This is a genomic window from Brevibacillus laterosporus (assembly GCA_007833815.1).
Classification (GTDB): Bacteria; Bacillota; Bacilli; order Brevibacillales; family Brevibacillaceae; genus Brevibacillus_B; species Brevibacillus_B laterosporus_D.
The window spans coordinates 823626-839094 of sequence record CP033464.1; the positions used below are offsets into that span (position 1 = coordinate 823626).

Genomic DNA, 15469 nt, shown 5'->3' on the forward strand with positions numbered 1-15469 from the left:
AAAGAAAAATCCCCTTCCCCTATTTTACTAGGAAAAAGAGATCTGCAAAACCATTTCCTTTATATATGTTTATTTTCTAGACGTTTGGAGACACGCGACAAGCTATAATTCACTACAAAATACATGATAGCTACCAGCAAAAATGTCGGTATAACATAGTTAACGTTTCTACCGTTAATAATTTGAGCATGGTTCATTAATTCTGGTAGTGCGATGACAACAGCAAGCGATGTATCCTTTATTAACGAGATAAATTGGCTAACAATAGGCGGGACCATACGGCGCAAAGCTTGTGGAAGAACAACGTGCCAGAGCGTTTGTACATAGGTTAAGCCAGAAGAACGTGCTGCTTCTATCTGTCCCTTATCAACCGAGTTCAAACCACTACGAACAATCTCAGATAGCATGGCTGCCTCAAAAATCACCAGTGCCAAAATAGCTGCGGCTACTTTATCTAGCCTTATGCCCACTTCCGGTAAGGCAAAATACGTGAAAAAGATAATTAAGAGAAGAGGCAGATTGCGAACCAGCTCCACCACAGTAGCAAGTGCCTGCGAAACAACAGGAATCCGAGCATAGCGCAAAGTCCCTATCATGATCGCAATGGCAAAGCTTAACACGATGGAGATAAACGCTACTTTAAGGGTAACACCAAACCCTTCTACTAAAAAAACAAGATACTGAGGAGAGTATGCCCCGATAAAATCCATATGTGCCCTCCCCTTTATCTATTGCTCGCCAAGCGTCGCTCCAGATATCCTACGAGGAAGCTTAACGGCAGAGTTATCATGAGATAAAAAATACCAACAAAAATATAGACATCAAATGTTACGAAAGTCTCAGCCGATATCAGGTCACCGAAATACATCAAATCTAGACCAGCAATAACCCCAAGTATGGAGGAGTTCTTCACCAGATTAATAAACTGGTTACCCATCGGTGGAATGACAACTTTAAAAGCCTGCGGCAAGATAATGTAACGCATCGTTTGTACGTAGGTAAGACCAGACGAACGAGCTGCCTCACTTTGCCCTTTGGGTACGGCCATGATCCCCGCGCGTATCGTCTCCGCAATGAACGCAGCGGTATAGACTGTAAGCCCCATCGTACCGGCAAGAAAGGGGTTTAACACAATTCCCAATGCTGGTAGTCCCACAAAGAACAAAAAGACAACCAGAATGAGTGGGATATTTCGGATAAATTCCACATATGCTACTCCCAACCAATTTAACGGGCGCAGAGGTGCAATACAGAAGACTGCAATAAGCGTTCCTAAAAGCAAGCTTCCCACTAATGCCAACAAACTCGCTTTAATCGTGTTTCCAAAGCCTTCTATAAATAGATCTGAGTGTTCTACAAGAATAGAAAAGTCGAGCATCTCTGATGTAATCCCCCTTTTTATCTTCATGACATAAAGGAATGAGCGGTAGGGAGAACGCCCATCCCATTCAAGTCTTCAAGTCAAACCCACTTAGTTCTGTGGTTTTTCACCAATCCATTTTTCGTAAATCTTGTCATACTCACCATTTTGTTTCATTTCTTTCAAGAGATCGTTAACCAATGTTACGAATTCTGTATCACCTTTTGGCAAAGCAATCCCATATGGCTCTTCCGTAAACGTTTCCTCTACTACGCGGAAGTTTGGATCTTGTTTAGCCATGCCGTACAACAAAGCGTTATCTGTGGTTAATGCATCACCTTGACCTGCTTTTAATGCGGTAAAGGCTTCTGCATAGTTTTCGAATTCAAGAACTTCTGCTTCTGGAGCATTTTCCCGTACATTTTTAGCTGAAGTAGAGCCTTTTGCAGTAACTACTTTTTTACCCTTCGTGAAGTCTTCAAGACCTTTAATGGTGCTATCTTTTTTTACTAGGAAGGATTGACCAGCCATAAAATATACGTCAGAGAAATCTACTTCTTTCTTGCGCTCATCAGTAATGGTCATTGTTGCAATAATGGAGTCAATTTCTCCATTTTTCAGCATCGGAATGCGTGTTTTGGAAGTTACTTCTTTCAACTCAATTTTATTTTCATCGCCAAGGATTTTCTTAGCGATTGCTTTTGCAATATCAATATCAAAGCCTTCAACATTCCCCGATGCCGGGTCTTTTAAACCGAATAAATTCAAGTCATACTTAACACCAACCACGTACTTGCCTCGTTCTTTAATCTTAGCTACTGTTCCTGTTGTTGCAGTTTTCCCGCCCGAACTAGCGCCATCTTGTGGTTTACTAGATCCACAAGCTGTTAATGCAGTTGCACTCAACATTAGTGCCAAGCCTACTCCCAATACCTTTTTCCACGCTTTATTTGCTTTCATTTGATTACCCCTTTTCCTGTTTTTCTTTTTATATAGAACAGATTAGTGATTTAAGATACGACTCAAGAATAGCTGAGCTCGCTCTTCACACGGATTGGCAAAGAACTGATCAGGATGTGCCTCCTCTAATATCTGGCCTTGATCCATAAAGACAATTCGGTCAGCTACTTCACGCGCAAAGCCCATTTCATGGGTTACAACAACCATCGTCATTCCTTCTTTGGCGAGCTTCTTCATAACATCAAGAACTTCCCCAATCGTTTCCGGGTCAAGTGCAGATGTAGGCTCATCGAACAGCATAATTTTGGGTTTCATCGCTAACCCTCTGGCGATGGCGACCCGTTGTTGCTGACCTCCAGATAATTGGGACGGTAGTTTATCCGCTTTATCCGGTATTCCTACTTTCTCTAAATAGGACATGGCTGTCTCTTTTGCTTCTTTTTCAGAGATACCCAACACTTTAATGGGAGCTAATGTGATGTTTTGCAATACAGTCTTGTGTGGATACAAATTAAAATGCTGAAACACCATGCCGATATCTCGACGGAGCTGATTAATGTCCGTCTTTTTGTCGTTTACCTTTATGTTGTCTACAATCAGTTCACCATTTGAAATCGTTTCAAGGCGATTCATACAACGAACTAATGTGCTTTTACCAGACCCAGAAGGCCCGATCACCACGACAACCTCTCCCTGGTTGATGTGCAGGTTAATGTCTTTTAGAACATGGAAATTTCCGTAATGTTTGTTCACTTGATGAAAACTAATCAACCAGAATCCCCCTTATATGATATATGTTTTATATTTCGTATCGTAAGGTAGAACCTACCCGATTCTACAAGAAAATACAAAGAATTTTCTTTTTGTTTGAATTTTTAAACAAAAGGAAAGATAACGCTCACTCTTTTATTCGATTCCTACATTATATTTTTCAACATGTTTTGACAATCAGACGTAACAAAGTTTCCTACTAGAACGTCTAAAGCTAATAGAGCATTTTTTAAAAAAAATCTATTGATTCTGGAGGATTGTGAGAATGAAGCTTCGCCAATTATTCGCCCTGCTTCTTTTGTTCATACTATGCGTCCCAATGATGGGCCAGTCGGTGCAAGCTCAGGCTTCCCAGGGAATCAGCATCTACCTGGATGGACAAAGAATAAATAGTGATGTGTCGCCGTATATCATTCCAAAAGTAAATGTCACCATGGTACCGCTTCGTGTCATCAGTGAAAGCCTAGGTGCCGAAGCAAATTGGGATCAGTCCAACCAAACAGCGACCATTCGTAACCCGCAAACCAAGATAAGCATGACCGTCAAACAAAATTATGCGACGGTTAACGGCACCAAGGTTAACTTAGATTCTTCAGTAGAAAACAAAGAAGGCCGTGTTATCGTTCCTTTGCGTTTTGTTAGTCAGCAACTAGGTCTCCAAGTATTTTGGGATCAACCCACACAAACTATTACGCTACAATCAGGAAACCAAACTAGTCCTAATCAGGTACCACCAGATATTGTAGGTCCGGGCAATGACTTCAGTCCAGAAAATACGAACCCTGGGAATACATACCCTGGCAACACGACTTTTCCTGGAACCTCGAATGATACTGACCGTTCCTTACGTGGCGTCTGGGTATCCACCGTTTATAATTTGGATTGGCCATCCAGCACCTCTTATGGCAATATGGTCAAACAGCAACAGGAATACATACAATTACTAGATTCCATACAAGGAATGGGATTAAACGCTGTATTTGTACAGGTTCGTCCTGCTGCGGATGCCATTTATCCATCCGCCTTAGTCCCATGGTCTAAATACCTGACTGGAAAACAGGGAAAAGATCCGGGCTATGATCCACTTGCTTTTATGATTGAAGAGACACACAAACGTGGTATGGAGTTTCATGCTTGGTTTAACCCTTTTAGAGCTAACACTGATGCCAAAACTGATCAGTTAGCTGCTAATCACGTAGCAAAGGTCCATCCAGAATGGACGATTAACGCGAACAACAAGCTTTACATTAATCCAGGTATACCGGAAGCACGTCAGCAAATCATTACGGAGATTATGGAAGTGGTGAACCGCTACCAAATCGATGGTGTTCACTTGGATGATTACTTCTATCCGTCCGACGGAGTATTCCCTGATGATGCTACTTTCAAGGCTTACAACTATAACTCTTTTGCTACAAAAGCAGAGTGGCGTCGCGACAATATTAATCAATTTGTTCGTCAATTAGGTGAATCCATACATAGCTCTAAACCACAGGTACAGTATGGAATAAGCCCATTTGGCGTATGGCGCAATAAATCCATGGACAGTACAGGATCGGATACAAAAGCTGGTGTAACCGCTTATGACAGCATGAATGCAGACGTACGTACATGGATTAAACAAGGCTGGGTTGATTATGTCATGCCACAAATCTACTGGAGTTTCTCTTTCTCTGCTGCCCAGTACGACAAGCTGGTTACCTGGTGGGCAAATGAAGTGAATGGAACGAATGTAAAACTATATGTTGGGCATTCCCCTTACAAGCTGGGAACAAAAGAAGTAGGTTGGCAGTCGGCTCAGGAGATTATCAATCAATTGCAGTACAATACTCAGTTCCCTCAGGTAAAGGGGGACGTATTCTTTAGCGCCAAAGACCTTCGGAAGAATCCGCTTGGAATCGCCGATGCGCTAAGAGGTTATTATGGTAAATAAGAAATTAAAGTAGGAACAAACAGCAAAAACCTCCTTGTCCGCTACAAAGGGCACAAGGAGGTTTTGCTGTTAGGGTAGTATGTTTAGAGTGTTAGACGGAAATATGAAAAAACTGCTCCTTTCAAGGGGTACCGCCACATCGCCATCAAGCTAAGCATACTAAAAGGTAAATGGTGGTGCGTTCTTTGTTGTGTCCAAGATATTGACTCAAATCCACTTCTTTCTATTAAATTTCTAGTTTATTAAATACCTTCTACAGGTCTTTCTTTCAATCGGACCTTATCTACAGCTACTTCTATATAGCATTTAAAATACTTATAATACAGAGGGTAATCCCACCTCATAGGTTTTATTACATTTGTTTTTCTTGTGTCAGTTGAACTCCTTTTTGATAGTACAATTTCATTACCTCTTTAGGAACCATACTACCACCTGTTCCCCAGACAATATGTGTACCCTTACTCATTTTTTGTATCAAATTATTCTTCTGTAGATATTGAATTCTTGCTTTACATAATTGACTAGGTCCTAATATACCAGCTAGCGCAGATGGTTCAAGATAAATTCCTTCTGTATCAGCTAATCCCTTTAATAACTTATAAAGTTGATTATCGCTAACTGTATAAGATCCACTTAAAAAAGGTTCTATGATTTTCCCCACGAACCCAGATGCTCTTCCAACTGCCAGTCCATCTGCATCTGTTACATTATCAATGCCGAAATCTTGTACAGATATACCATCATGCAGTCCAGTCATTAAACCTAGTAGCATACACGGAGAATGGGTAGGTTCTGCGAAAAAAACGTGCGCATTATCTTGGTATAATAATTTCAAACCAAATGCTACTCCTCCTGGACCTCCGCCTACCCCACATGGCAGATAAACAAATAAAGGGTGATTTTCGTCCACTTTTATTTGAAGGTTATCTAATTGTTTTTGTAAACGGGAGGCTGCTACTGCATATCCTAAAAATAAGTGTCTTGAATTTTCATCGTCAATAAAATAACACATAGGATTCTCAGCTGCTTGCTTTCTACCTTCTTCTACAGCCTTACTATAATCAGCTGTGTATTCAATAACTGTAACACCTTTACTTCGGAGTAAATCTTTTTTCCATTGTTTTGCATCTGCTGACATATGAACTGTTACATTAAATCCTAATTTTGCACTCATGATACCAGTGCTTAATCCTAGATTTCCTGTTGAACCCATTGCAATAGAATAGTTTGAAAAGAAATTACGAAACTTATTACTCTCAAGAATTGAATAATCATCTTGTACAGTTAATAAGTTATGTTCAAGCGCCAAATCTTCAGCGTGTTTAAGAACTTCATAAACTCCTCCCCTTGCTTTAATAGACCCTGATATAGGAAGATGACTATCACACTTTAGTAATAATTGACCTAAGATTTCCTGTTCATACTCCTGTTCTAAATGTTGTTGCATAGAAGGAATTCTCACTAATGGAGATTCAATAATACCGTTCATCCCTTTTGTTTCGGGGAAAACTTTTGCAATATATGGAGCAAATCTCTTTAATCTATCTTCAGCATCTTTAACATCATCTTTAGTTAAAACGGTGTTTTTAATTCCTACTTCAAAATCTTTCTTATTTGGATTAATCCAAAATATTTCCTCGGTTGAAATTAGTTTTTTTATTAATGGGTATTTTTCTTTCAAACTTACTTTAGTTTTTGTTGAAATGTCGCTCATTTATAAAGCCTCCTTATTGTTCATATAATAAATATAACTGTTTTAAAATTAAGGTATATTTATTATAATTAAGTATAGATTAACATGAAATTAATCAAAATCAAATTTAATTTAATTTAGTTTAATTACATTTAACAAAGAAATTCTAAGGAGAATACGTATATGAACGAAATAAGCGTTGCTCGAAAAATCACTGAATTCAGGAAGAGAAAAGGATTAACTAGTAAAGAATTAGCAAAATTAGCTGATATAACACCTTCAATGCTAAGCCAAATTGAAAAAGGCATAGCGAATCCATCTCTCCAGACTCTTAAACTAATTTCTGTAGCATTAAACATTCCTTTGTTTAATTTTTTCTTAGAAGATACAAATACTGAAGAATTGGTTGTAAGAGCTAATCAAAGAAAGAAAATCTCTTTCCCAGAAAGTGGGGATGTATCGTATGAATTATTATCCCCTAGTTTAAATGGTGCTCTAGAGTTGGCCCTTATGAATTTATTACCTCAAACCGCATCTTCCAAAGAGCCGATAGAACATAAAGGTGAAGAAGTAGCGTTCGTTATAGAAGGAGTTGTTAATCTTTATTTAAACAACGAAATGTTGACCCTTAATAAAGGAGATAGTGTAAAAATCCCATCGTATGGCAAACATAAATGGGAAAATGTATCTTCTGAAAACGTCATTGTTATATTTGGAGTAACTCCTCCTTCTTTTTAATTTCTAATTTTTTTGTAGTTAATTGTAATCAAATGCAAACTAGTTGTTGCTTCATATATTGAATATACAGATAAAGAATCCTGAATCTGTTATATATAGAAAGACTAATTATTTAAGGTAGTATACCTGTTGAATACAAGCTAAGAATCTTGTGAGTTAAATACAATTTCATAAGCAGCCAAGTAAAATGAACCCTATTAATGGGATATAAATAAACCCCCCCTACTTAATTCGCATATTAAATACAAATTTAGTAGGGGGGGTTGTTTATTTAAAGAGGGGTACCGCCAGCAAAACGCGGATTTACAACGGTAAGGGGATCTGGATAGCAATAAAGCCGATTTTCACCACGCTAAGGTGTGTAATCGGCTTTATTGCTATCCTTGGTTGGCATAGTGACAGGCTTCATTTATAAAGTAGGCTACTATTCATGAACCGTCACAATCACTCCGTCCACATTGTTCCCTGAGATTTCATGATGCTGATTCACTGGGACATTAACTGTCGTACTCTTTGAAATTTTATAATAAGAAACCGTATATTTTTTCCCCTCAACATTAGTTAAAATCTCCTTTTTCTCTTTCAAGAAATCTAAGTATTCTTCTAAAGTAAATTTATTTTTCTGCATAATGGCACTATGAGGTAAACCGACATAGCGTATATGCCACGGTTCATATTGAATTCCTGTAATGTTCGCTTTGTTCTTCGGATAGCGTAAAACAAAACCATACTTCCATACCTCTTCTTCAATCCATTTTCCCTCAGGAGCTTTCTCCATTTTCATTTGAGTAGACCCTACATCGAGTGATAAACCTAAATTATGTTCGCTATATCCTGCTGGCAATGCATAATCAGAGCCCATTTTTTGATATAGCTCCCTTTGCTCTTCAAAATCTCGATAACCACTGCTAATTAAAAAATGATGAACACCTTCTTTTTCCGCCGCATCTACGACCTTCAAAAATTTTTTTACAATATCTATTGATAAGCGAAGGTTTCTATCAAGCACTACATAACCTCTTACTAATTCCTTATTTTGGAATACATTTATAATATCGGATTTTATACTATCTGGTTGAATGGGATAATCTTTATTGACTAATAATAAATCGCCTTTATAAATTTGCTCTTTTGTAATCTCTTTTTTTTCTGTACGTGTAGAAGCTACCTTATCATCCTTTTTCACAATTTTAACATCTACACCATTTTGAAATAATGGTGCTATATTAATACCAACACATACTGTGCACAATATAAAAAGCGAAAAAAATACCCACTTTTTCATTTCTAGTTCCTCCTTAACCTTACTTACGTATAGGATAGAGAAAACTATTTAAATAAAAAGTGGGGTAAACTTAAAATTTTTATTAAATTCGATTCAGCACCATCGCTGGTAATCTTACTTCAAATATTGTTCGTATTAAATTACTTTCGGCAGAAATCGTTCCGTTATGTTGCTCTACAATATTTTTCGTAATAAATAAACCAAGATCTGTACTATCTTGCTGACCGAAATTGAGCTAAAGGATCCTCATAACGAACCATTTTAGCCATTGAATGTATAACCAACCCCCCAAACGGTTTTGATCAATTTATTCTTCCTCTTATCTTCTCCAAGTTTTTTCCGTAAGGTACGAATATGTACCATAACTGTATTTCCGCCTTCGTAATACTCTTCGGCCCACACTTGTTGAAAGATATTTTCCACACTATATACTTTCTTCGGATGACTCGCTAATAAATATAAAATATCAAACTCTTTTGGCGTTAACTCAATATGTTCATCGTAAAGACTAACTGTCCGTTGCTCAGGATAAATGACTACTCCACCAATTTCCAAAACGAATTTATTTTCATCCGATTTCGGTTGATTTAACAGTAAAAATCGTCGTAACTGAGCATTTACACGAGCAACTAATTCAATCGGAGTGAAAGGCTTGGTCATATAATCATCTGCACCTATTACAAGTCCTGTCACCTTATCGAAATCAGATGTTTTCGCACTCAGGAAAATGATAGGCATATGATATTGCCCACGAATTTGACGCGTTACTTCATAACCGTCCATTTTAGGCATCATAATATCTAAAATCACCAAATCAATTGGTTGAGATTGAATAACACGAATAGCTTCTTGCCCATCAGCTACTTTAACGACATGGTAGCCTTCTTTTTCTAAATGTATCGCAATTAAATCAGCAATTTCTGCCTCATCGTCAGCTACCAAAATCGAAATTTGCTTCATTTTTTACACCCCTATATCATTTCATTGCCATTCGACTGGCACTCTAAAAAATTTTTTTCATTATATATTTTCACACGCTCGATTTTAAACTAGTCTGCTCTGTTTGTACAATAAAGAGGTACGGCAACGATTCAACAACCATTATTCTGTCTCTAGTTGCAACTTGTCTTTTACTCTTAACCCCCATTTTTTGAGATACATTAATGGATTATCACGAGATCGGATAGTAGGTTTTACGTAAATAAACATTCAAATAAGAGGATTTAAAAAAAGAGTTATTATGGGCTCTCCCTTTTTAACCCTCTTCTATTTAAGACGGCCCATCCAATGAAATCAGGAGTTGTACTATGTAGACAAGCGTCCGATTTCCTAATTTCGGGCGCTTGTTGCTGTTAAACAAAAATGCACCCCTTGAATCGGATTTCCAAGGGGTGCACTTCATTTTAAATGGAGAGTTTTTTACAGGTTATCTTCTTTTTTATCGGGAATAATCTCTCCCGTTTTCGCATCTATTCCAAAAGTGATAGAGTCTTTGGAATCTTTTTCACTAAACGTAATGTTATATCTGCTAAAATTGCTTACAAAGTTGTCTATAACATTGGCACTTGTAATCTCATAGGATTTTGTTTCTGGATGCAAGGCATGGATTTTATCTACCCCGGATTTTGCATTCTCGTATGAAAGAACTTCAGAAGCCGTCAATGATTGTATGGTATAGCTAACTTCCCCTGTTTTCGAATCTACTGCAAAGTGAAAAAATTCCTCTGAACCTTTTTCAAGTCTAATCACATACTTATCATGCGGATGCTCGCCTGATACCACATCTTCATAAGCACTAATCTCATAGGATTTTGTTTCTGGAAACTGAGCACTCTATCGAGTGCTGCTTTCACATCCTTGTCCGCAAGGGCCTCGGAAGATGTGATTTTTTTGTAAGTTCCTGCATACAATTTCTCGATTTTTTGAAAAGGGGCTTTGGCATTTACTAATGAAGCGCCAGATATAACAATGGCAGCAACCAATCCTAGGGTTGACAAACGATACGATCCTTTGTGGAAGTTTTTAATCATGAGAATTCTTCTTTTTAGTTGGTTTTTACTCCCTACTAAATTTGCCAAACTAGGAAGATGCTGATTTCTTGAATAATGCTCCAGTAAACGGATGATCGTATGACCGTACTCGATTTTTTGTTCGGAATCAATGTATGTGAGCGCACGTGCATCGCATGCAATTTCCTGATCCTCTCGCATGCGGTAATACGCATACCACAGAAGTGGATTGAACCAATGCAAGAGGAGCAAAGCATTCATCAGCAAATTGATCCCCACATCATTTCGTTTAATGTGAGCTAATTCATGATAGAAAATAAACTGTAGCTGCTTATCTCCAAGCGTTTGTAAGAGCGTATCAGACAGGAGAATGCGGGGGCGCATAAATCCAAAAACCGTAGGGCTTGAAATTCCATTTGATACGACTAAAGGAATGGAGCGTTTGACTGACATCTTCTTTTTACAGCGTTCAAAGAGCTGAATCACTCGTGGATCGGTAATGATGGATTGTTTTTTGATATGCAAATATACTCGTCTATTTACAACAATGGCTACCATACCAAAGCAAAAGACACCCACTATCCAAATAAATAACCCCAGCGTATAGAGGGAAAGGCTAGCTGATTCCACTTTTTTTCCTTCATGGTGCATAGATGAGCTAGGGACAACTGACTCCTCTGAGGGAAGCGAAGATATTATGTGGAACGTTGGTGATGTTTCGTGACTATAGGGTAGCATGTTATAGATGCTGAACGAACTCTCAGGTGCCCATAAGAGGAGCAACCGCAGAATAACCAGCATCCATAACAGATAATGCCATCTTGGGGACAGTCTGTTTCCAAGCACAGCCTTAATCAATAAGATGAGACCTACCATCACGCTAGCCATCATAGAAGTCTGTAACACCCAACTAAAGAAGGGTAAAAGATAGATATTGACGAATTCCACGCTTATCTTTCCTTTCTTCGTTCCGTCCTTAGCTAGGATTCTTTCTTATTATCAAGGATGTTTTTTAGTTCACTGATCTCCTCTTTGGACAATTTCTCGTCTTTCAAGAAGTTCACAAGCAATGGTTGTAATGCCCCGCCATAAAGGCGTTGAAGGAAAGACTTGGTTTCTACTTGCAAATAGTCATCCTGAGAAACCACGGGATAGTAGAAATAGCCCCTGCCTTTATCTTGGTGATAGGATATCGCGTTTTTCTGAACCAATCGATTGATTAGCGTTCGTATTGTTTTTGGCATCCAATCCTTGTGTCCCTCAAGAGCTTTGATAATATCGTTAGCTGTTTGAGGTGATTTTTTTGACCACAGGATTTTCATTACTTCCCATTCTGAATCAGAAATTTTCGGACGTTCTGTCATACACTCTCACCCTCTTTTTTATAATTACAAATGTAATCATTTTGTTTATACTATACCCGTAATCTACAGGTGTCAACCAAACTCGTTAAGAAAAAATGATGATAAAAATTGAGTCCCGATAAACGCAAAATGATTTGGTTGCATTGCGGTGATGGATCTCTAACCGATCCATCAGATTGCCAAATAAGTTTAGCTAAGATGATATAAAAAACCCCCGCCTTTACCAGCAGGGGTTTAAAAAAATGTAGGAAAGGGGATTCCTTACTGTTGTAAATCCGCGTTTTGCTGGCGGTGCCTCTTCAAGAGAGAAGCAGTCATTGTGTAAGGAAACATTAGATAAGGTAATTACGAAGAGAAGCGCCATTTTTAACGATAATGGGTCAATCCTTACACTTTAAAACGCTCTACTTCTTCCTGCATTTGCTTTGTCATGGTAGCAAGTAAACTTGCCGTTGCGTGGACCTCCTGAGCTGATGCAGATGCTTGCTCAGAAGTTGCAGCGATTTCTTCCGAGGAAGCAGCTACTTCCTCTGAGATGCTGGAGCTTGTTTCCACCTTTTCTAAAATATCTTCTTTTTGCTTTTGCATTTGCTGGGCGGAGAGACTAATTTGCTCCAGCTTTGGATTGATAGTTTCAATTTCCTGAATAATTTCCCGGAAGGAGCTCATCGCTAAATCCATTTCCGTTTTTTGTCCAGACATAGCTTGACTCATAGATTTTGCATTTTCTAGCATCTGATCGGAATCAGAAGAGACAGAGGTAATCATATCTGCGATCATTTGGGCAGATTGACGAGATTGTTCTGCTAATTTGCGTACCTCATCTGCCACCACCGCGAAACCTCTTCCTGACTCACCGGCACGTGCAGCTTCTATGGCAGCATTCAAAGCCAATAAATTGGTTTGTTCTGCAATCTCATTAATAGCGGACGTGATATGATGAACACCATTTAAATTTTCGTTTGCTGCAACGATTCTACCAATGAACTCTTGGAACACTTGATTTACTTGATCCACCGATGTAATGAGCTGATTCATATTTTGGTTACTGTCGCTTGCTCTTGCATGAATGTTTTTCCCGTTATGATCGACATCCTCGATGGATAATACCATGTCATCCAAACTTTCACCATACGAAGTAAGAATTTCACTAATTTCGATTAGTTCTTCAGTCTGAGAAGAAACTCCAGAGGCTACCTCTTGAATAGAAGTAGAAACGGTTTCAGTAGCGGTACTCATCTCTTGAGATATGTTACGTAAATTATGGGAAGAACGATCAATTTCATTGGATTGCTTTTGAATAACGCTAATTAAATTGCTAAAGGAATGTTTCATGTCTTGTAACATGTGTGACATATCCCCAATTTCATCACGACGATTTAATAGATTCGGATCAACGGCTGTATATAACTCTCCTTTAGCCATGAACGAAAAGATATTTTTAAAGCTTTGAATAGAACGCGAAAGAGAGTAAGAATAGTAGTAAACAGCAATGCCTCCAAGTAATAGGAAGACAGAAGAAATCGCCAGTAAATAGTTTCGCATTAGAACGGTTCCATTCAATAAGTCATCCTGTTCAATATAAATCCCAAGTCCGCCTCCAGTAAGTGGAATAGGGGCATAACCTACATATTTATTCACACCGTTATATTCATACGACCCCGTACCATTGACCCCACTGATCATCTTTTCTTCCAACTCAGCTAATCCTTGTAAGGCTGGATTGGTTTCGACTGATTTTTGTACATTATCTTGGGCAAAGACTAAATCCATATTTTCATGGGCTACTACTGTTCCTTGATTATTAAGAACGTAGGCTCGTCCCGTTTGGCTAAAAGTAAGATCAGAAATTAATTCCAATAATTTATTAACTTTATACTCCATGTACAACACGCTATTTATTTTCTCTCCCAAGTAAATAGGGGTCGCGAAAATAATGATTAATGAATTATCGTCCATGGAAACAATCACATCTGACGTATTGGAATGACCAACACGCGCTTTATTAAAATATTCTCGCTGTGAGATATTAGTATTAGATTGAGGCCCCAAGACAATATTTCCTGAGAGATCAGCAATTCCCCATGTACTTCCTCCCCGTTTTTTTATAAGCTTGTCAACACTAGCTTGGGCTTCTGCTGGGTTTGCTTGATAGTTTTCAATCTCTTTCCGAGATGCTACCCCCTCGATGAACGTAACCTCATTTATTAGCTTATCCTCATAGTAATTGGCGGTTTGTTGAGCGAGAGGAGAAAGCATCAATTCAGCTGTATGTTCTATTTGTTTTTGAGCTGTAAAATAAGCTAGCAACGTAAGACCAATACATGTGGTAATGAGCAACCCCCCAATAATGAAAAGCAGTTGCGCTTTAATCGATTTAAACTGAAACCTAAAATTCAAAGTAATCCCTCCACTTTCTCTGATATCCTTGTTGTCGAATTTCTCCTACTATACTTTAATCGTACAAATGAGTAACAAAATCCATAGACAAACTGTTACAGTTTTTATTTTAAATTTTATAAATATTAACACAAACAAAATCTTTGTCTGATCTAGCATAAAGACCCCTTCTCTTCTTGAGCAGAAAACCTGAATAATATCTATCAAGTAATGAGTGAGATCAAGCGAGTTCTTCGTCCAGGTGGTACAGCTATTATTTTTGAAACCATGGGAACGGGATATAAAACCCCTCATCCCCCAGCCTTTTTATGGACGTTACAGCTTTAGAAAAAAGCAAACCATTCTTCGTATTCAACCGAGGAATGGTTTTTTATATGTTATACTCATACTATTAACAATTAGGAAATATAAGGGAAGTGGTTATTTTGGATATTGGAAGAAACTCACTCTGTCCATGTGGAAGCGGTAAAAAATATAAGAAATGTTGTCTACATAAAGATGAGCAACGCGATTTTCTACATTCAACGTCAAAGGAAACCAATCAATTACTGCATAAATACATTGACCTAGAATTGAAATGGGAAAGCGATGATTATATATCTACAGCTCACAATATTGTGAAGAGTATGCATACAGAATACGAGGCTGAGACTGTTGCTGCAGCAGTCAACCTATGGAATAAGTATTCTAACGCTACTCAACCAGTAATTAGAAAAGCTGGGATAATGGAAGCTTCGATTGAATACTCGATTGCGATGATCATGGAACTCCCTATCACACAGGCAACATTAGCAACTAAATATAATGTTTCTGCGGGAACGATTTCCAAGCGAGTACAGGAAATTCTTGATAACGATTGGTTTTTAGATCAAGAACGTCCATAAATTCAACAAAACCTAGCACAAAAGCAGGTACTTTTCCTGTACCTTTACTTTGTGCTAGGTTTTCATGTAATG

General features: G+C 38.2%; 13 protein-coding genes and 2 pseudogenes. 3 read left to right on the forward strand and 12 right to left on the reverse strand.

The features are described from left to right. Window positions 1-59: 59 nt before the first annotated feature. The 4 genes from EEL30_05085 to EEL30_05100 all read right to left on the reverse strand — a co-directional run bounded on the left by EEL30_05085 (window position 60) and on the right by EEL30_05100 (window position 3091). A complete protein-coding gene (locus EEL30_05085) occupies window positions 60-710 on the reverse strand; it encodes an amino acid ABC transporter permease (protein ID QDX91798.1) in 651 nt (216 codons plus the stop codon). Between the two features lie 14 nt (window positions 711-724). Continuing rightward, window positions 725-1378, reverse strand: a complete 654-nt coding sequence (locus EEL30_05090; protein ID QDX91799.1) for an amino acid ABC transporter permease — start codon at window positions 1376-1378, stop codon at window positions 725-727. Window positions 1379-1471: 93 nt separating this feature from the next. Beyond that, window positions 1472-2320 (reverse strand): glutamate ABC transporter substrate-binding protein, encoded by an 849-nt coding sequence (locus EEL30_05095; protein ID QDX91800.1) that lies wholly within the window; start codon window positions 2318-2320, stop codon window positions 1472-1474. Between the two features lie 42 nt (window positions 2321-2362). Then, window positions 2363-3091: an amino acid ABC transporter ATP-binding protein gene (locus EEL30_05100; GenBank protein ID QDX91801.1), complete on the reverse strand. Its 729-nt coding sequence runs from the start codon at window positions 3089-3091 to the stop codon at window positions 2363-2365. Window positions 3092-3356: 265 nt separating this feature from the next. Here EEL30_05100 and EEL30_05105 point away from each other — a divergent pair, with 265 nt between their 5' ends. Further along, window positions 3357-5024 (forward strand): hypothetical protein, encoded by a 1668-nt coding sequence (locus EEL30_05105; GenBank protein QDX91802.1) that lies wholly within the window; start codon window positions 3357-3359, stop codon window positions 5022-5024. 352 nt (window positions 5025-5376) lie between these two features. Here EEL30_05105 and EEL30_05110 read toward each other — a convergent pair whose 3' ends face one another. Then, complete coding sequence (locus tag EEL30_05110) at window positions 5377-6738, reverse strand: D-serine ammonia-lyase (GenBank protein ID QDX91803.1); 1362 nt, start codon at window positions 6736-6738, stop codon at window positions 5377-5379. Window positions 6739-6900: 162 nt separating this feature from the next. Here EEL30_05110 and EEL30_05115 point away from each other — a divergent pair, with 162 nt between their 5' ends. Continuing rightward, a complete protein-coding gene (locus EEL30_05115; GenBank protein ID QDX91804.1) occupies window positions 6901-7455 on the forward strand; it encodes a helix-turn-helix domain-containing protein in 555 nt (184 codons plus the stop codon). Window positions 7456-7879: 424 nt separating this feature from the next. On the opposite strand, the gene EEL30_05120 is transcribed toward EEL30_05115, so the two are convergent. The 7 genes and pseudogenes from EEL30_05120 to EEL30_05150 all read right to left on the reverse strand — a co-directional run bounded on the left by EEL30_05120 (window position 7880) and on the right by EEL30_05150 (window position 14807). Next, complete coding sequence (locus EEL30_05120) at window positions 7880-8740, reverse strand: D-alanyl-D-alanine carboxypeptidase family protein (protein QDX91805.1); 861 nt, start codon at window positions 8738-8740, stop codon at window positions 7880-7882. 82 nt (window positions 8741-8822) lie between these two features. After that, window positions 8823-8963: pseudogene (locus EEL30_05125) on the reverse strand (vancomycin resistance histidine kinase VanS). Window positions 8964-9001: 38 nt separating this feature from the next. Then, entirely contained in the window at window positions 9002-9700 is a 699-nt protein-coding gene (locus EEL30_05130) for a DNA-binding response regulator (protein ID QDX91806.1), read from the reverse strand. Between the two features lie 459 nt (window positions 9701-10159). Further along, window positions 10160-11640: pseudogene (locus tag EEL30_05135) on the reverse strand (M56 family metallopeptidase). Between the two features lie 89 nt (window positions 11641-11729). Further along, complete coding sequence (locus EEL30_05140) at window positions 11730-12113, reverse strand: BlaI/MecI/CopY family transcriptional regulator (GenBank protein ID QDX91807.1); 384 nt, start codon at window positions 12111-12113, stop codon at window positions 11730-11732. Window positions 12114-12500: 387 nt separating this feature from the next. After that, window positions 12501-14513, reverse strand: a complete 2013-nt coding sequence (locus EEL30_05145; protein QDX91808.1) for a methyl-accepting chemotaxis protein — start codon at window positions 14511-14513, stop codon at window positions 12501-12503. A gap of 48 nt (window positions 14514-14561) precedes the next feature. Further along, a complete protein-coding gene (locus EEL30_05150; protein QDX91809.1) occupies window positions 14562-14807 on the reverse strand; it encodes a DUF3307 domain-containing protein in 246 nt (81 codons plus the stop codon). 122 nt (window positions 14808-14929) lie between these two features. Between EEL30_05150 and EEL30_05155 the strand changes: the two genes are divergently transcribed. Further along, on the forward strand, window positions 14930-15397 hold the full coding sequence (locus EEL30_05155) for a zinc chelation protein SecC (GenBank protein QDX91810.1): 468 nt from the start codon (window positions 14930-14932) through the stop codon (window positions 15395-15397). Window positions 15398-15469 lie beyond the last annotated feature (72 nt).